Source organism: Bradyrhizobium sp. C-145 (assembly GCF_023375135.1).
Classification (GTDB): Bacteria; Pseudomonadota; Alphaproteobacteria; order Rhizobiales; family Xanthobacteraceae; genus Bradyrhizobium; species Bradyrhizobium zhanjiangense.
On record NZ_CP088150.1, the window covers coordinates 4,596,341 to 4,613,553 of the forward strand.

Sequence of the window (17,213 nt, forward strand, 5' to 3'; positions counted from 1 at the left end):
ACGTCGAGCCTAAGCCCGGGAAATAGGTCACGGCGAACATCGTTATGGAGTAGAATCGTTTTTTCCGGTCGGCGACGCCGGACGGCAGGCAATGCTATTTCTGCTCCAACCGCCAGGCGCCGTCCCAACCCACGTCCGGCGGGTTGACCTCGAACTGCGCGATGCGGCCGAGCAGCGTGCGCGAGGGACCGTCGCCGGGGACCGCTTCGAGCGCGGCGTTGAAGGCGGCGCGGGCGTCGTCGAAGTGCCCGGCGCGATAGGCGGCAAGGCCTTCGGCATAGTGCGTGCGCAGGCGCGCTTGCGCATCGGTGAGTGCGCCGGCCTTGCCCATCACCTCGAAGACGGCCTGCGGTGCGCGCTGCCCCGCGACCGCGACGCGATCAATCTCACGCAGTTCGAGCTGTGAGCCGATCGCATCCGCCGTTGCTTGCGAGACCAGGACGCGGGTGCCGTAGGCCTTGTTGGCGGCCTCCAGCCGCGAGGCGAGGTTCACGGCGTCGCCCATCACGGTAAAGCTCATCATCAGGTCGGAGCCGATGCTGCCGGTCAGGACCTCGCCGGTGGCGATGCCGATGCGCAGATCGCACGGCGCCGGCATGGCGCGGATGCCGAGCAGATCCGGCAGCTGCTTCTGGAGCGCGGGCACCTGATCGGCCATCTCGATGGCGGCAAGGCCGGCGAGCATCGCCTGCTCGTCCTCCTCGATGAAGGGCGGGCCCCAATAGCACATGATGGCATCGCCGATATATTTGTCGATGATGCCGCGATTGCTGCGGATGGGGCCGGACATCACCGTGAAGTAGTGGTTCATCACCTTGACGAGGCCGCGCGGGGTCACGCCCTCGCTCATCGAGGTGAAGCCGCTCATGTCGCAGAACATGATGGTCATGACCCGGCGCTGGCCGTCGATGGCGACCTCCGGCCGGTCAATCAGGCCCTGCACCACTTTCGGGTCGATGTAGCGGCCGAAGGTCTCGCGGATGCGCTCGTTGTGGCGGAGCTGCTCGATCATGCGGTTGAAGGCCGCGGCAAGCTCGCCGATCTCATCCTGGGTGGAGACGGTAATGGGCTTGTCGAACCGGCCCGCCTCGACCTCGCGGGTGCCGGCGAGCAGCAGCCGCACCGGGCGCGTGATGCCGCTACTCACCAGGAGCGCAAAGGCAAATCCAACGATCGCTGCGAGCAAGGTCACGATGCCCGATACGATGATCGCCTGGTGCTGATGGCTAATCACCTGCGACGTGCTGAAGAAAACCTGCGCCAGCATGTCGGCGCGGATCGCATCGATCTTCTGATTGAACTGGTCGCGCAGCACGTCGATGTGCTCCAGCGTGCCGCGGGCCTCCGCCATCTGTCTGGCATCGACCTGCTTGGCCAGCTTTGCGTGGTCCTCGGTCAGATCGCGGCGCAGCTCAGTGACGGCGGTCTCGATGCGGAGCTCGATCCGCGCCAGCGCGGCATTGTCGGACGGTGTCCTGGGATCGTTGATGATGGCGTTGATGAGCGTGCGTGCGCTCTCGGCCTCCTCCTCGATCCTGCGGTCGGTCTGCTCGAACTCGCGCACCCGCGCCGCGTAGGCCTCCTCGTCCGACGGCGACTGCATCTTGGACATGACCATGCGCCGCAGCGCCAGCGCCCGCTCCAGCGAGCGGATGTTGGCGCGCGCCAGATGGCCGTAGGCCGGGATGTAGCGGTTGGTCAGCTCGTCCAGGAGGACGCCGACCTTGCTCGACATCACCATCGACAGGATCGAGGTGACCAGCATCAGGACGATCAATCCGAGGGCGATGCCGACGATCTTGCGCCGGATCGACTGGTTGAAAATCGGCATAGGTGCAGGGCAAAGGCTGAAAGGATGAAGCGAGGGAACTCAATACACCGGATTTAGCGGTGGGAACACGCGCAATCTCGCCTTTCTGACGCGGTGAACCGTACGCAACCGTCGCGCGAGCCAATCGTTAACAAAGGTTAAACATGCTGCCTTTTCCGCTATTTCGGAAGTTCCCGAGTTCCCATCCGTATTTTGCCGCATTGTCGCGAGAGCGTGAGGAATGCGAAACGATGTCATGACATCGTTTGGTGTCGTCTCTTGATTCTCAAGCCGCATGTCGTCGCGGACCTTGGTTTGTAGTGGTTTCGCAGGGGGACCATGGAATGAACCAGTGCCTACGCTCGCTCGCGTGTGTCGTTGCCGTGGCCACGATGGCCCTCCTTCCCACCGAGTTGGCGGCGAAGAGCAATCATAAATCATCCGCGCCGAAGAAGACGCATGAGGCGAAAGCCGGCAAGCAGCGCCATGCCTCGGCCGGCAAAGCGCGGCACGGCAAGCACGCCGAGGCCAAGCGCCGGCCGAAGAAAGCGGTCGACGAGCCCTCGGACAAGCCGGCACCGCCGCCGCTGACCGGCGATCTCGCCGCGCTGAAGGATGCGATCGACCTCGCGCGCAAGGGCAAGACCGAAGATGCGGGCGCCGCGCGTGACCGGATCACTGACCCCGCCGGACAGAGGCTTGCGGACTGGTTCATGCTGCGCCACTCAGAGAGCATGGCGAATTTCAAGCGCTACGCCGCCTTCCTCGCCGCCAATCCGGACTGGCCGAGCAGCGCCCTGCTCCGCCGCCGCGCCGAGGCGCGGCTGTGGCAGGAAAAGAGTGACGCGGCCACCGTACACAAATTCACCATGGACCGGCCGACCAGCGCCAAGGGCAAGTTCGCGCTGGCCCGCGTACTGCTCACTGAAGGCGAGACCGACAGGGCCGCGCGTCTCGTGCGCGAGGCCTGGCGCACGGACGAATTGTCCGAGCGGAGCGAAGAAGATTCCTACGCGGCGTTCAGCGATCTTCTGTCCGCTGACGATCACCGCGCGCGCATGGACAAGCGCCTCGGCGCCAAGGACTACGCAGGCGCAAGGCGCGCGGCCAAACGTCTCGGCGAGGATGCGCTGGCGATCGTGAAGGCCTGCGCCGCAGTCACCGGCAAGGCGAGCAAGGCCAAGGACTATCTCGAGGACGTCTCGACCGAGGCGCGACGCGATCTCGGCTATGTGCTGTGCCGCGCCCAGTGGCATCTTCAGAACGACCGCATCGACGACGCAGCCGAGGTGATCCTCGCCGCCCGACCCGACACGATGGCCGCGCAGGACACCGATGCCTGGTGGCGCGAGCGCCGCCTGCTGGCGCGCAAGCTGCTCGACCAGGGCAAGTTCAAGACTGCCTATGACGTAGTGCGCACGGCCGCGGTGCCGGAGAAAGAAGTCTACCGCGTCGACTACCACTTCATGTGCGGCTGGATCGCGCTGCGCTATCTCGACGATCCCAGGACGGCGATGGTGCACTTCGCCGCGATCGACGAGGGATCGGCCAATCCAATCGCGCTGTCGCGCGCCCATTACTGGCGCGGCCGCGCCGCCGAGGCGATGGGTGCTACAGCCGACGCGCGCATGAGCTATCGGGCGGCGGCGCGCTATCAGACCGCCTATTACGGTCAGCTCGCTCGCGCAAAGCTTGGCCTGGACCGGATCGAGCTGCGCGCGCCCTCGCCCGTGCTGGCCGCCGCCGACACGCAGTTGGCGGACGAGCGCGTACGCGCAGCCAACATGCTATACGATATCGGCGAGCGCGACGTCGTGTTCTATTATGCCGAGGATTTTGCCAAGGAGAGCACCGACGCCGCGGCGCTCGAAGCGCTCGCCGCGCTCGCCGGACAGCGCAATGACGCACGCGTGATGCTGGAGGTCGGCAAGTCGGCCCTGGCGCGCGGGCTTGCACTCGACCATTATGCCTTTCCCACCATCGGCATTCCCGAGCACAAGCAGGTCGCACCCGCGATCGAGACCAGCGTGATCTATTCGGTGGCGCGCACCGAAAGCTCGTTCGACCAGCGCGACAAGTCGCCTGCCAATGCGGTCGGGCTGATGCAGGTGACGCCGGAAGCGGGCCGCGACACCGCCAAACGCTTCGGCCTGACCTATGACTGGGACAGGATGGTCTCCGATCCCGTCTACAACACCCAGATGGGCGCGGCCGAGCTCAGCGCGCTCTTGTCGGAATATCGCGGCAACCAGATCATGACCTTCGCCGGCTACAATGCCGGCCGCGGCCGTGTGCGCGAATGGGTGCAGGCGCGTGGCGATCCCAGAGATCCCAAGGTCGATCCGGTCGACTGGGTGGAGCGCATCCCGCTGTCGGAGACGCGCAACTACGTCCAGCGGGTGATCGAGAACGTCCTCGTCTACCGTGCGCGGTTCGAAGACAGCAGCATGATCGCCGGCAAGAGCGACCAGCGCGTCGTCACGCACGAGGTCAGCGCAACCGCACCCGTGGCGACCGCAGCACCCGCTCCCTAGTCAACGCCGCCGGGGCTGGACGCGGCGCCTGCGGGGGCACGGTGCTGCGGCTTCCACGCGCGTATAGTCGCGCAGCCAGGTGTCACCTCCTTCCATCGATCAGATCGCCACCGCCCAAATATGCGCCGGTCAACGCTCTTGCGAAGGTCCAGGCGTGTATCGTGCAGCTCCAGCACGAGACGGCACTCAGGACCGCCAACATCTCGATCATGTTGCCAGCGGCGAGCTCGACGTTACCCACGGCCGGTTCTGTGCGCCCGGGCATCGACCATTGCATGAAGAACGTGGCGAGTTCGCCGCGACGGTAGCAATCGGTGTCGCAGTAACAGCGTTGTGTCCGCACATGCCGGACATAGCCGGTCCCGATTGACCGCGAGCATGCGCTGCACGTGGCGGCGCGCAACGGGGGCTCGTGATTGACCACCACGAATTTCATGAAGCCGCCCTCACGCGATCTTTCGCGAGCGCCTCGCAGAACAATGCGTAACACTGATAATCGCAGTAAGGCAGACGGGTCGCGATCTCGCGGAGATAGCTGCCGCCGATCGGCTCGCAGCACTGCATGCACCAGGTTTGCCGGAACGGGGTCCGACCGTTCACGAGGACGAACGCGAATCTCATGTGGCACCTCCCAAAGCGAAGCAGTAAACGCTGTCCATCGGAGACAGTGCGGGCGGTGGAGCGCAAAGATGATTTCGGCCGTCCGGATTATCTCTGTTTCGCTCCACTTTTTGCGGTGGGATCAGAATGAATCTCCCGTCCTCCCTGCGCCGTGCATACAGCCGGCCGTCGATGTACTTGATGTCGGTCGGATAGCAGTCCGCGTTGCTGCAGCAACTGAGGCTCGGATTGTCCGGCATGTGCCAGGTCGAATAGAATTTTTCGTGCAGCGCCTGGTCCTGGGGTGGGTGCTGGCGATGAACGGTGCCGTGTCCCGTCTCCTGCGCCTGGGCCGTCGCAGCGGCGCCGAGGAGAACCATCGCGCACAAGAGCTTGCATGAACGGATCAACGCACGGGCTCCCGGATTAGATGTCAGCTCTCCAATTCAGTCCTCACGCGACCTGCGCCCGAAACAGCCACCGGCGGTCGCGTTCGCGGCGTGTGCGGAAGCGATCAACGCATTTCTTGGAGCAGAGCGCAGTGCGCCAGGAATAGTAGCGGATCAGACCAAACTTGCCGCCACACACCGCACAGCCCTTGATCGAAGGGCAACGTTCGGACTCGGATAGGCGACGCTCAGGAAGTTGCGACGTATCGCACATTGTTCTCTCCCTCTTTCGGCTGCTTGCGCTCTTGCCTATTGGTTTCCTTCGAATTCACGCGGGTCGTGAGTTGCGGAGATCGCGGCTGCGTGTCGAGAAATGCAGCTGCCTCGTCGCTGGTCGCCTGCCCGTGTCGGTGAAAGCGCCCGGGGCTATACGCTTCAGACCCGGTTCTCGTGCGAACACTGCGATTGGCTGGTCGACACTCCCGATTGGCCGTGAGACTAGTCCCCCCAGAACAAGACGCTCAATTGTACGGAGGTAATTGGCCGACATGACTAGGAATGGAGGAGCTATACTTAGGTTTGTCCCGTAGTCGCCCGGGACTCTCGCGATGGCCCATGTTCAACGAGACGGCGAACGACGCACAAGCTGCACGGCAACCGTGAAAAACTTGCCCGGCACGACGTGCTTGATGCGCTGCGGCGAACAGGGCGGCGAGCAGCCAATTCCAAGGCCAATGTCGCAGTCGCCATCCGACTTTGGCGGAATTGCTCCTCCGGCGGCAACGTGCTCTACTTGCGTTCACGCAGAGAGCGCCGGGAGCGTCTGCGATGAAGCCGGGCCGGGCAGCCACGTTCGGGAAGTCAGCCGCGCAATTCCTCGCCGGCTGCGTCAAGCAAGTTGTCACCCCCAAGCCGCGCACTGAGACCGGTGACGCCGGTCTGCTGGAGGCGGTCAAGCAGTGGCAGCAAGTCTTCGAGCACAACCCGGTCATGTATTTCATGGTCGACCCGAGCGGAACCGTGATCAACGTGAACACGTTCGGCGCGGCGCAGCTGGGCTATACGGCCGCGGAGTTGATCGGCCGATCGGTGCTGGATGTCTTTTTCGAGGAAGATCGCGACTTCGTCCGCGCGTGTGTCGCGCTGTGCCTTGAGACCATCGATCAGTCACACACCTGGGAGATTCGGAAGGTTCGCAAGGACGGCTCGGTGCTATGGGTGCGCGAGAACGCCAAGACCATGCTGCGGGCCAATGGCGGGCCAATCGTGCTGGTCGCCTGCGAGAACATCACCGAGCGCAAAGAAGCGGAGAATGCGCTGCGACAGAGCGAAGCTTACCTCGCCCAGGCGCAGGAATTGAGCCACACCGGCAGTTTCGGCTGGAGGGCCGCAACCGGCGAGATCACCTGGTCCAAGGAGACCTATCGCATCTTCCAATGCGACGAAGGGACCAAGCCAGAGATCCCGTTCATGCTCCAGCGGATCCATCCGGAGGATCGGCTCGCAGTGCAGAAGACCACGGGCCGGGCGGCGCGCGAGGGGAAAGACTACGATCACGAATACCGGCTGGTGATGCCCGACGGTTCCATCAAGTACGTCCGAGCCGTCGCCCGGGCGACGCGAGATGCCGGCGGTCACGTGGAGTTCGTGGGATCGGTGACCGACATCACGGCGACCAAGGAGGCAGAACGCAGGCTTCGTGACAGCGAGCAGCGCTTTCGCGACTATGCCGAAACTGCCTCCGACTGGTTCTGGGAGACGGGGCCAGACCATCGCGTCACCCAAGTATCGGAACATTCAGATACCGTCGCCGCCCCCGCAGGCCTGATCGGGCTCACGCGTTGGGACATTGCTCCGGACTCCGATCTCGAGCCCGAAAAATGGCGACAACATCGGGCGGCGCTCGACGCCCACATTCCGTTCCGCGATCTCGTGTACCGCAGCAAGGACCGCAACGGACACCCGATCTATGTCCGGACCAGCGGCAAGCCATTTTTCGACGCCAACGGGGCCTTTCTGGGTTATCGGGGCGTCTGCACCGACGTGACCGCGGCCATCCGGGCCGATCAGGCCGAAGACGCGCTGCGCAAGGCCCAAGCCGAGCTCGCCCATGTCACGCGCGTCACGACACTGGGTGAGCTGACCGCTTCAATCGCCCATGAAATCAACCAGCCGCTCGCCGCCGTGATCGCAAACGCCGACGCCTGCGTCGCCTGGCTGCAACGCAGTCCGCCCGACCTCAAGGCAGCGCGCCGCTCCGTGGAGTGGATCATCGAGGACGGCAAGCGTGCCAGCGACGTGATCCGTCACGTTCGGGCGCTCGCCAAGCGTTCCGAAATCGAGATGGCTCCGCTCGACGTCAGCGTGGTCGTGCGCGAGGCCGTCGCGCTCGTTCAGCGCGAGATGGCCAGCCATGCCGTGTCGGTCCGAATGGAGCTGTCGTCGGCACTGCCCAGGATCGTTGGCGATCGCATTCAATTGCAGCAGGTCCTGATCAACCTGATCAAGAACGGGATCGAGGCCATGGAAGGCATCCATGATCGCCCGCGCGAGCTGGCGATCCGTTCAGCGGCCGACGACGATGGCGCGGTGCTGGTGAGCGTATCCGACTGCGGCGTCGGCATCTGCGAACAGGCAATGGACCGCCTGTTCATGCCGTTCTTTACCACGAAGTCCTCCGGCATGGGCATGGGCCTGTCGATCTGCCGCTCCATTATCGAGGCCCATGGCGGACGACTTTCCGCCATACCGAACCGGGAGCATGGCGCGACCTTTCAGATCACGCTGCCGCTCCATCGAGAGGACGCATTGTGACCGAGCGCGCGGGGACTTCGCCCAAGGAGGACGGCGATCAGCCAATCGTCTTCATCGTCGACGACGACGCGTCCATGCGCCGTGCGCTCACCAATCTGTTCGAGTCGGTCGGCCTCAAGGTCGAAGCATTCGGCTCGGCGCCGCAACTCCTGCAGGCCAAGCCGCCAGAAGTCCCCAGTTGCCTGGTGCTCGACATCCGCCTGCCCGGAACAAGCGGCCTCGAGCTGCAGACCGATCTTGCCAAGGCAAATATCCATACGCCCATCATCTTCATCACCGGTCATGGTGATATTCCCATGACTGTTCGGGCCATGAAGAGCGGCGCGATCGACTTCCTGACCAAGCCGGTTCGCGACCAGGACATCCTGGACGCGGTCCAGGCCGCGATCGAGCGAGACCGCAAGCGCCGCGATCTTAACAAGACGGTCTCGAACGTCAGATCACGCTTCGAGTCACTCAGCTCGCGGGAGCGGGACGTCCTGTCACTGGTGACGTCGGGCCTGATGAACAAGCAAGTGGCCGCCCAGCTCGGTTTGGCGGAAATCACCGTCAAGATCTATCGCGGCCAGATCATGCGGAAAATGGGCGCGAAGTCGCTGGCCGACCTCGTGAGGATGAGCGAGGCGCTCGGGATTCGACCCAGCAAGCCCGACGTACAAACCTAAGTATGAGTTTCCAATGGTGGCTGGCAGGTCCACCTTGCACGTTTAGGTGTGGCCGTGGCGACGGCAAGCGTAATCCCGAGCGAGGAGCGGACGTCTTGTCAGTGGCTTCGGTCATTTCGGTGCTTGATGATGATCCCTACGTGCGGGCCGCGATCAACAATCTCCTGGAATCCCGCGGATACATCGTCCACACATTCGCCTCCGCCGAGGAATTTTTGCGGTCGGCCGATTCGACCGACACCTCGTGCGTGATCGCGGACGTGCAGATGCCGTCGGTCACTGGAATCGATCTGCTGACGCAGATGCGCGCGCAGGGGTCGGCGACGCCATTCATCTTCATCACTGCTTTTCCGGATGAGAGCGTGCGTGTGCGTGCGTTTAAAGCGGGGGCAAGTTGTTTCCTCGGTAAGCCGTTCGCCGCCTCGGATCTGATGCAATGCCTGGAGGTGGCGCTGGCAGCAGGTGGCGAAACCATGAAGTGATTGTCCGGCGGTCAGCGAAGGCGACACGCTGACAACAGCACCGCCGCCTCAATCCACCTTGATGTTGGCCGCCTTGATGATCGGCCACCATTTTGCGATCTCGGCCTTCTGGCGGGTGCCGAGCGCTTCTGGCGTGAGCTGATCCTTGGGCGTCATCTCCAGGCCCTGGCTTTCGAGTTGCTTCCTCACTCCGGGATCGTTCAGCGCTTCCACGGCCGCCACATTGAGCTTGGTCACGATCTCCTTCGGCGTCCCTTTCGGCACCCACATGCCCGACCACAGCGTCATGTTGAAACCCTTGAGACCCGCCTCCGCCGCGGTTGGAATCTCCGGCGCCGACGGCAGGCGCTTGTCGTCGGTGATGGCGTAGGCGCGAATGGTGCCGGCGCGGACCTGGTTGATGGAGTTGGAGGTCTGGTCGACGATGAGGTCGATCTGGCCGGCGATGAGATCGTTGAGGGCGGGCGCGGTGCCGCGATACGGCACGTATTGCAGCTTGATGCCGGAGACGCTCTCGAAATAGACGCCGGCGATGTGGCTGCCGGAGCCCGCGCCGGCGGTGCCTGCGGTGGGCGGCGATGGCCGCGACTTTAGCCACTCAATGAACTCTTTCAGCGAGACCGCGGGCACCGCGTTCTTGCTCACAATGATCATCGGATTGCTCGGCAACAGCACCACCGGCTCGAGGTCGGCGACGAGGTCGTATTTGAGCTTGTAGACGGCACCGTTGGCGACGTGGGTGCCGAGATGGCCGAATGAGATGGTGTAGCCGTCCGGCGGTGACTGCACGGCGCGGCCGACGCCGATCGAGCCGCCCGCACCGGTGACGTTCTCGATCACCACGGGCTGGCCAAGCGAGACCCGCATGCGTTCCGCAAGCACCCGCGCCATTGCATCCGACGGCCCGCCGGCCGCGAATGGCACGATGATTGTGATGGGACGCGTGGGATAATCGTCGGCGCGCGCGGCGCCTGCAAAAGCGAGAATGGCAATCAGCGCAGCCCAAGCGGCCTTCATGGTCCTCTCCCCAGCAATGTCTTTATTATTTTTGGCGCTCTGCCCGCGTACGGGAAGAGGGATCAATCGTGGCGTATTGCCGCGCTAATCTAAAGCGCGATGAGACTAGGATGAATCGTCATCGCGCTCTAGGTTATCGTTTGAGCATGATCTTTTCGGAAAACCGTTGCAGCACACTTTTCCGGACCATGCTCTAGAACTGCGTGTAGTCGATCGGCTTGTGACGATCGAGCGTGCGGGTGACCGGCGGCAGTGGATATTTCAGGCCGGTCGCACAGTTGAACAGCATCACGCGGTCGGTCTTGCTGACGCGGCCGTCGGCGAGGCTCTGTTTGTAGGCGGCGTAGGTGGCGGCGCCCTCGGGGCACAGCAGCAGCCCCTCCTCGCGCGCAACCTCGCTCAGCGCCGACGAGATCTTGTCGTCGTCGACCGCGATGGCAAAACCCTTGCTCTGTCGCACTGCGCGCAGGATCAGGAAATCGCCGATCGCCTGCGGAACGCGAATGCCGGAAGCGATGGTGTGCGCATCCTCCCAGCGCGTCGCATGCTCGGTGCCGGCGTCATAGGCCCGCACCATCGGCGCGCAGCCCGAGGCCTGCACCGCGACCATGCGCGGACGCTTCGAGCCGATGAAGCCGATCTTCTCGAGCTCGTCGAACGCCTTCCACATGCCGATCAGGCCGGTGCCGCCACCGGTCGGATAGAAGATCACGTCGGGCACGTCCCAGCCGAGCTGCTCGGCGAGCTCGAGGCCCATCGTCTTCTTGCCCTCGATGCGGTACGGCTCCTTCAGCGTCGACGTGTCGAACCAGCCGACTTTTGCTTTGCCCTCACCGACGATCTTGCCGCAATCGTCGATATAGCCGTTGACGCGATAGACGGTCGCGCCCTGGAGCTCGATCTCGCTGACATTCACTTCCGGTGTGTCGGCTGGGCAGAAGATCGTAGTCTTGATGCCGCACGACGTCGCATAGGCCGCGAGCGCCGCGCCGGCGTTGCCGTTGGTCGGCATCGCCATGTGCTTGATGCCGAGCGCCTTGCCCATCGACACCGCCATCACGAGGCCGCGCGCCTTGAACGAGCCGGTCGGCAGCCGTCCTTCGTCCTTCACGATGATCTCGCCGCCGCCGAGTTTGGCGCCGAGCTTCGGCAGCCGGATCAGCGGCGTCGTGACCTCGCCGAGGGAGACGATGTCCTTGCATTTGCGCACCGGCAGCAGCTCGCGGTAGCGCCACATGTCGCCGGGACGCTGGGCCAAAGCGTCCTTGGTCAGCGCCTTCTTCACCCCGGTGAGGTCGTAGCGCACCAGGAGCGGCTTGCCGGCCTTGGAGAGGTTATGGACCTGGTCGGCGGGGTAATGATCGCCCTCCATCGCGCATTCGAGATGCGTGACGAAGGTCGGACGTTCGATGGTCAGGTTGTCGTTGTCGTGCATGGGTTCATTCCCTCTTCTTGTTTTCGTATTTCTCTATCAGACCCGTCACCCTGAGGTGTTCTCCATGCGGCGCCACGCGCCGGATGGAGGGCCTCGAAGGGCGACGAGCCCGGCTGCTGCATCTCGGCCGTTCATCCTTCGAGGCTCGCCCAACGGTGCTCTGCACCGCTGGCCTCGCACCTCAGGATGACGGAGCCGAGAGACGCGAAGCCCAGCCCGTCAAATATTCAGCACCCGTCCATAAGCATCCAGCACGGCTTCCTTCATCATCTCCGACAGCGTCGGATGCGGGAACACGGTGTGCATCAGTTCTTCTTCCGTGGTCTCAAGATTCATGGCGACGACATAGCCCTGGATCAGTTCGGTGACTTCAGCGCCGACCATGTGAGCGCCGAGAAGCTGGCCGGTCTTCTTGTCGAAGATCACCTTGACCAGACCCTGGTCCTCGCCGAGCGCGATCGCCTTGCCGTTGCCGACGAAGGGGAAGCGGCCGACTCGGATCTCGCGGCCATTCTCCTTGGCCTTGGCTTCGGTGAGACCGACCGAGGCGACCTGCGGATGACAATAGGTGCAGCCCGGGATCATGTTCTTGTCCATGGGGTGCGGATTGAGGCCCTTGATCGCCTCGACGCAGATCACACCCTCATGCTCGGCCTTGTGCGCGAGCATCGGGGGACCAGCGACGTCGCCGATGGCGTAGATCCCGGGGACATTGGTCTTGCCGTGGCCGTCGGCCACGATGATGCCGCGGTCGGCTTTGACGCCGAGCTTTTCGAGGCCGAGATTCTCGATGTTGCCGACGACGCCGACCGCCGAGATCACCCGCTCGAACTCGGTCGTGACAGGCTTGCCCTTGCCGTCGTCAATGGTGGCGACGACGCTATGGACCTTCTTCTCGAGTTTTGTGACTTTGGTCGAGGACATGATTTTCATGCCCATCTTCTCAAAGCGTTTCCGCGCGAGCCCTGCGATCTCCGCGTCCTCCACGGGAAGGATCTGCGGCAGCACCTCGACCACGGTGACGTCAGAGCCCATGGTGTGGAAGAACGAGGCGAACTCGATGCCGATCGCGCCGGAGCCGACCACCAGCAGCGACTTCGGAATCCGGTCCGGCACCATCGCCTCGAAATAGGTCCAGACCAGCTTCTGGTCGGGCTCGAGCCCCGGCAGCACGCGCGGCCGCGCGCCGGTCGCGATGATGATGTGCTTGGCCTGGTAGGTCCCCTCGCCCAGCGAGCCCTTCGGCGCCTCGACATCGGACTTTTTCACGGTGACCTTGCCGGGTGCGTCGATCGAGGCCGCGCCCCAGATCACGCTGACCTTGTTCTTCTTCATCAGGAAGCCGACGCCCGTGTTCAACTGCTTCGAGACGCCACGCGAGCGCTGCACCACGGCTTTCGGATCGAACGACACTTTTTCGGCCGAGAGGCCGTAATCCTTGGCGTGCTGCATGTAGTGATAGATCTCGGCCGAACGCAGCAGCGCCTTGGTCGGGATGCAGCCCCAGTTCAGGCAGATACCGCCAAGATACGACTTCTCGACGATCGCCGTCTTGAAGCCGAGCTGGGCGGCGCGTATCGCGGTGACATAGCCGCCGGGACCGGAGCCAATGATGATGACGTCGAAGGATGTATCGGCCATGGCGGCTCCCGTTCAACTCAAGAAGCGCCGCGGGCGCGGCGCTTGAAGACAACAAACCTGACCAGCCATTCGATGATCCCGACCAGGACCAGAATGGCCAGCGCGCTCAACACAATGGGTTGAGCGATGTTTCGCGACAGTTGCTCTCCCGACAGGAAGGCGGAGTGAAGAAAATCGAGTCCGATCGGATTGAGCGCGACAACGGCTCCGAGCAGCAGCGATATCCATGGCCAGCGGACATGCAAGGTTGCCCCCTCTGCCGCCGCGTCAGACCATCATCATGACGGGATTTTCGATCAGCTGCTTGAACGCACCGATCAGCTCGGCGCCGAGCGCGCCGTCGATGGCGCGGTGATCGCAGGACAAGGTCACGCTCATCATGTTCGCGATCTCGATCTTGCCGCCGCGCACGACGGGACGCTCTTCGCTGGTGCCCACGGCCAGAATGGTCGCGTGCGGCGGATTGATCACGGCGGTGAAGTGGCTGATGCCGTACATGCCGAGGTTGGAGACGGCAGTGGTGCCGCCCTGGTATTCCTCAGGCTTCAGCTTGCGCGAGCGGGCGCGCGCGGCAAAATCCTTCATCTCGTTGGAGATGGTGGAGAGCGTCTTGGTCTCCGCCTTGCGGATGATCGGCGTGATCAAGCCGCCCGGCATCGCGACGGCAACGCCGACGTCGGAATGGTGGTGCTTGACCATGCCGCTTTCGGTCCAGCTGACGTTGCAGTTCGGGATTTTCTGCAGCGCGACCGCCATCGCCTTGATGACGAAGTCGTTGACCGAGATCTTGTAGAGCGGCTTCTTCTCCTTGTCCTTGGGAGCAGCCGCATTGATCTCCTCGCGCGCGACCAGCAGCTTGCCGATGTCGCAGTCGATGGTGAGATAGAAGTGCGGGACGTTCTGGATCGACGCGGTTAGGCGCTGCGCGATGGTGCGGCGCATGCCGTCATGCGGGACGATGTCGTAGGTATCAGGCTCGAACAGCGACAGGATCTGCTTGTCCGACATGGTCGGCGCGATTGCCGGCGCCCCGGACGGCGCCGCCGCAGGCGCCTTGAGGCCCTTGCCGGACTTGGCCTGCTCGACGTCGCGCGCGACCACGCGGCCGTGCGGGCCGGTGCCCGTGACCATCGCAACATCGATGCCGGCTTCCTTAGCGATACGGCGCGCCAGTGGCGATGAGAACACACGACCGCCATGGCCGTTGCCGTGCGCGGCGGGAGCTGCAGCCTGCGCCGCCGGTGCCGGCGCCGCCTTCGGTGCGGCCGGAGCAGGTGCCGGTGCAGCAGCAGGTGCCTCAGCGGCCTTGGGCGGTGCAGCCGAGGCGGTCGGCTTCGCGGCGCCCGCGGCCTTCACGTCCTCGCCCTCGCCGGCCAGCACCGCGATCACGTCGTTGACCGGGACGTCCTGCGTGCCTTCGGGCACCAGGATCTTGGCGATCGTGCCCTCGTCGATCGCCTCGACCTCCATGGTCGCCTTGTCGGTCTCGATCTCGGCGATGACGTCGCCGGATTTGACCTTGTCGCCTTCCTTCTTCAGCCACTTGGCGAGGTTGCCCTTCTCCATTGTCGGCGAGAGAGCGGGCATCAGGATGTTGATGGGCATGCTGACCTCACGAAGAACTTCTCAAAACGTCGCCTTCGACAGCGAAGACGAACAGACCAGGTTTAGTTGCCGATGTCGCCCTGCCACAGGCGCTCATTGGCGGGATTGGAACGCCACGTCTTCATCATGGTGATGGAGCGGTCGTCGGCAAGATCGATCCAGGGGATGCCGAACTTGTCGAGGATGTCCTTGGACCCTGGGAAGGTGACGGATTCTCCGATCACCACCAGCTTGACCTTGAACAGCGCCAGCGCGCCGGCGCACATCGAGCAAGGCGACAGCGTGGTGTACATGATTGTGTCGTGGAACGTGATTGCGCCCGCCTCGCGCAGGCAGCTCATCTCGCCGTGCAGGATCACGTTGTTCTCCTGCACGCGGTTGTTATGGCCGCGGGCGATGATCTTGTTGTCGCGCGTCAGCACCGCGCCGATCGGCAGGCCACCTTGCGCGATCGAGGCTTCCGCCTCGCGGATCGCCTCCAGCATGAAATCGTAGTGATAGGATTCGATCGCCACGTCAGTGCCCCTTGCCGCGCGGCGTCGTCGTGCCGGTGTCGGTGGGACGCTCGATCTCGGCCTGGAACATGTCCAGAATCCGGTTCAGGGCGTCCTCTTCGGTATATTCGCTCTCGCGCGCATAGGCGCGCGCGGCATGACGGGCGAGATCGACGAGCAGCAGGCCCCACATGTCGGGCTCCTCGAAGGCGCGCTGGAACGCCATCGATAGCCCGCCGTCCAGCACGAACACGCGCAGGATCTCGACCGCGTCCTCGCGGGTCATGACGTCGGGCGGCAGTGGCTGCTCCTTCGGGCCCGCCATGGTCTACCTGTAGCAGACGGCTTTGGCGGCCTCGACGACTTCCGCCGCCGAGGGCAGCGCGAGCTTCTCCAGGTTCGCGGCATAGGGCATCGGCACGTCCTTGCCGGAGACGCGCGTAACCGGCGCGTCGAGATAATCGAAGGCATTCTCCATGATGCGCGCGGCGATCTCGGCGCCGACGCCGCTCTGGGCCCAGCCCTCCTCCACCGTCACCGCACGGCCCGTCTTCTTGACCGAGTTGATGATGGTCTCGGTATCCATCGGGCGCAGCGTGCGCAGGTCGATCACCTCGGCCTCGATGCCGTCCTTGGCGAGCTCGTCGGCGGCCTTGAGCGCATAGGTCATGCCGTTCGACCAGGAGATGATGGTGACGTGGCTGCCGGAGCGCACGATGCGCGCCTTGCCGATCGGAATCACGAAATCGTCGAGCTTGGGCACTTGCCCGGTGTGACCGTAGAGCACCTCATTCTCGAGGAAGATCACCGGATTGGGATCGCGGATCGCGGCCTTGAGCAGCCCCTTGGCATCGGCCGCGGAATACGGCGCGACCACCTTGAGACCGGGAATGTGCGAGTACCAGGCCGAATAGTCCTGGCTGTGCTGGGCGGCGACGCGCGCAGCGGCGCCGTTGGGCCCGCGGAACACGATCGAGCAGCCCATCTGACCGCCGGACATGTACAGCGTCTTGGCCGCGGAGTTGATGATCTGGTCGATCGCCTGCATGGCGAAGTTGAAGGTCATGAACTCGACGATCGGCTTGAGGCCGGTCATCGCGGCACCGACGCCGACGCCGGCAAAGCCGTGCTCGGTGATCGGGGTGTCGATGACGCGCTTGGCGCCGAACTCCTGGAGCAGGCCCTGGGTGACCTTGTAGGCGCCCTGATATTCGGCGACCTCTTCACCCATCACGAAGACATCGGCGTCGCGGCGCATCTCTTCGGCCATGGCGTCGCGCAAGGCTTCGCGGATGGTCTGCGTCACCATCTCCGTGCCGGCGGGTACTTCGGGATCGGGCTCGGCCACGGCCTGCGGCGCGGCTGGCGCGGCCTTGGGCTGAGGCGCTTCGGCCTTGGCAGCGGTGGGCGGAGCGGACTCCGCAGCCTTCTCCTGCTTGGACGGTGCGGGTGCTTTCGCGAGATCGGCGGCGCTCTCGCCGTCGGCGAGAATGGTCGCGATCGGCGTGTTCACCGCAACATCGGCAGTGCCCTCGGGGATCAGGATCTTGCCGAGCGTGCCCTCATCGGTCGCCTCGACCTCCATCGTCGCCTTGTCGGTCTCGATCTCGGCGATGACGTCGCCCGACTTGATCGGCTCGCCCTCTTTCTTCAGCCATTTGGCGAGGTTGCCCTTCTCCATCGTGGGCGACAACGCGGGCATCAGCACTTGAATTGGCATATCGACT

General features: G+C 64.0%; 16 protein-coding genes. 4 read left to right on the forward strand and 12 right to left on the reverse strand.

Features of this window, described 5'->3' with window-relative positions:
• Positions 1–94 precede the first annotated feature (94 nt).
• Positions 95–1,831 (reverse strand): adenylate/guanylate cyclase domain-containing protein, encoded by a 1,737-nt coding sequence (locus tag LRP30_RS21430; RefSeq protein ID WP_249761590.1) that lies wholly within the window; start codon positions 1,829–1,831, stop codon positions 95–97.
• Positions 1,832–2,154: 323 nt separating this feature from the next.
• Here LRP30_RS21430 and LRP30_RS21435 point away from each other — a divergent pair, with 323 nt between their 5' ends.
• Positions 2,155–4,344: a lytic transglycosylase domain-containing protein gene (locus LRP30_RS21435; protein ID WP_249761591.1), complete on the forward strand. Its 2,190-nt coding sequence runs from the start codon at positions 2,155–2,157 to the stop codon at positions 4,342–4,344.
• Positions 4,345–4,426: 82 nt separating this feature from the next.
• Here LRP30_RS21435 and LRP30_RS21440 read toward each other — a convergent pair whose 3' ends face one another.
• From LRP30_RS21440 to LRP30_RS21450, 3 genes are read right to left on the reverse strand one after another with little or no spacing between them, the layout of a single operon-like run.
• A complete protein-coding gene (locus LRP30_RS21440; RefSeq protein WP_249761592.1) occupies positions 4,427–4,780 on the reverse strand; it encodes a hypothetical protein in 354 nt (117 codons plus the stop codon).
• A complete protein-coding gene (locus LRP30_RS21445) occupies positions 4,777–4,965 on the reverse strand; it encodes a hypothetical protein (protein WP_128933553.1) in 189 nt (62 codons plus the stop codon). Before LRP30_RS21445 ends, LRP30_RS21440 begins: the two co-directional genes overlap by 4 nt.
• The gene (locus tag LRP30_RS21450; RefSeq protein ID WP_091885606.1) at positions 4,962–5,354 is read right to left on the reverse strand and encodes a hypothetical protein; all 393 of its coding nucleotides are present in this window, start codon (positions 5,352–5,354) and stop codon (positions 4,962–4,964) included. The genes LRP30_RS21445 and LRP30_RS21450 overlap by 4 nt, the downstream gene beginning before the upstream one ends.
• Before the next feature lie 807 nt (positions 5,355–6,161).
• Here LRP30_RS21450 and LRP30_RS21455 point away from each other — a divergent pair.
• The 3 genes from LRP30_RS21455 to LRP30_RS21465 all read left to right on the forward strand — a co-directional run bounded on the left by LRP30_RS21455 (position 6,162) and on the right by LRP30_RS21465 (position 9,294).
• Positions 6,162–8,147, forward strand: a complete 1,986-nt coding sequence (locus LRP30_RS21455; RefSeq protein WP_249761593.1) for a PAS domain S-box protein — start codon at positions 6,162–6,164, stop codon at positions 8,145–8,147.
• Entirely contained in the window at positions 8,144–8,812 is a 669-nt protein-coding gene (locus LRP30_RS21460; protein ID WP_164934896.1) for a response regulator transcription factor, read from the forward strand. The genes LRP30_RS21455 and LRP30_RS21460 overlap by 4 nt, the downstream gene beginning before the upstream one ends.
• Before the next feature lie 95 nt (positions 8,813–8,907).
• Complete coding sequence (locus tag LRP30_RS21465) at positions 8,908–9,294, forward strand: response regulator (RefSeq protein ID WP_164939530.1); 387 nt, start codon at positions 8,908–8,910, stop codon at positions 9,292–9,294.
• A gap of 48 nt (positions 9,295–9,342) precedes the next feature.
• Here LRP30_RS21465 and LRP30_RS21470 read toward each other — a convergent pair whose 3' ends face one another.
• The 8 genes from LRP30_RS21470 to LRP30_RS21505 all read right to left on the reverse strand — a co-directional run bounded on the left by LRP30_RS21470 (position 9,343) and on the right by LRP30_RS21505 (position 17,206).
• Complete coding sequence (locus tag LRP30_RS21470; RefSeq protein ID WP_249761594.1) at positions 9,343–10,311, reverse strand: tripartite tricarboxylate transporter substrate binding protein BugD; 969 nt, start codon at positions 10,309–10,311, stop codon at positions 9,343–9,345.
• A 193-nt stretch (positions 10,312–10,504) separates the two neighbouring features.
• Positions 10,505–11,746, reverse strand: coding sequence for a threonine synthase (locus tag LRP30_RS21475; protein WP_128933546.1), 1,242 nt, complete (start codon positions 11,744–11,746; stop codon positions 10,505–10,507).
• Positions 11,747–11,965: 219 nt separating this feature from the next.
• Complete coding sequence (gene lpdA / locus LRP30_RS21480) at positions 11,966–13,387, reverse strand: dihydrolipoyl dehydrogenase (RefSeq protein ID WP_249761595.1); 1,422 nt, start codon at positions 13,385–13,387, stop codon at positions 11,966–11,968.
• Positions 13,388–13,404: 17 nt separating this feature from the next.
• Positions 13,405–13,632 carry a hypothetical protein gene (locus LRP30_RS21485; RefSeq protein ID WP_249761596.1) on the reverse strand — a complete coding sequence of 76 codons (228 nt, stop codon included), beginning with the start codon at positions 13,630–13,632 and terminating at the stop codon, positions 13,405–13,407.
• 22 nt (positions 13,633–13,654) lie between these two features.
• Entirely contained in the window at positions 13,655–14,992 is a 1,338-nt protein-coding gene (locus tag LRP30_RS21490) for a pyruvate dehydrogenase complex dihydrolipoamide acetyltransferase (protein ID WP_249761597.1), read from the reverse strand.
• 62 nt (positions 14,993–15,054) lie between these two features.
• The gene (locus tag LRP30_RS21495; RefSeq protein ID WP_128945880.1) at positions 15,055–15,507 is read right to left on the reverse strand and encodes a nucleoside deaminase; all 453 of its coding nucleotides are present in this window, start codon (positions 15,505–15,507) and stop codon (positions 15,055–15,057) included.
• 1 nt (position 15,508) lies between these two features.
• Positions 15,509–15,811, reverse strand: coding sequence for a DUF5076 domain-containing protein (locus LRP30_RS21500; RefSeq protein WP_027559362.1), 303 nt, complete (start codon positions 15,809–15,811; stop codon positions 15,509–15,511).
• 3 nt (positions 15,812–15,814) lie between these two features.
• Complete coding sequence (locus LRP30_RS21505) at positions 15,815–17,206, reverse strand: pyruvate dehydrogenase complex E1 component subunit beta (RefSeq protein WP_249761598.1); 1,392 nt, start codon at positions 17,204–17,206, stop codon at positions 15,815–15,817.
• Positions 17,207–17,213: the final 7 nt, after the last annotated feature.

Excerpts from the sequence above, each read along its gene's own strand:
- LRP30_RS21435 (WP_249761591.1), top strand. The coding sequence starts at position 2,155 with ATGAACCAGTGCCTACGCTCGCTCGCGTGTGTCGTTGCCGTGGCCACG.
- LRP30_RS21440 (WP_249761592.1), bottom strand. The coding sequence starts at position 4,780 with ATGAAATTCGTGGTGGTCAATCACGAGCCCCCGTTGCGCGCCGCCACG.
- LRP30_RS21490 (WP_249761597.1), bottom strand. The coding sequence starts at position 14,992 with ATGCCCATCAACATCCTGATGCCCGCTCTCTCGCCGACAATGGAGAAG.
- LRP30_RS21445 (WP_128933553.1), bottom strand. The coding sequence starts at position 4,965 with ATGAGATTCGCGTTCGTCCTCGTGAACGGTCGGACCCCGTTCCGGCAA.
- LRP30_RS21505 (WP_249761598.1), bottom strand. The coding sequence starts at position 17,206 with ATGCCAATTCAAGTGCTGATGCCCGCGTTGTCGCCCACGATGGAGAAG.
- LRP30_RS21475 (WP_128933546.1), bottom strand. The coding sequence starts at position 11,746 with ATGCACGACAACGACAACCTGACCATCGAACGTCCGACCTTCGTCACG.
- LRP30_RS21500 (WP_027559362.1), bottom strand. The coding sequence starts at position 15,811 with ATGGCGGGCCCGAAGGAGCAGCCACTGCCGCCCGACGTCATGACCCGC.
- LRP30_RS21430 (WP_249761590.1), bottom strand. The coding sequence starts at position 1,831 with ATGCCGATTTTCAACCAGTCGATCCGGCGCAAGATCGTCGGCATCGCC.
- LRP30_RS21470 (WP_249761594.1), bottom strand. The coding sequence starts at position 10,311 with ATGAAGGCCGCTTGGGCTGCGCTGATTGCCATTCTCGCTTTTGCAGGC.
- LRP30_RS21455 (WP_249761593.1), top strand. The coding sequence starts at position 6,162 with ATGAAGCCGGGCCGGGCAGCCACGTTCGGGAAGTCAGCCGCGCAATTC.
- lpdA (WP_249761595.1), bottom strand. The coding sequence starts at position 13,387 with ATGGCCGATACATCCTTCGACGTCATCATCATTGGCTCCGGTCCCGGC.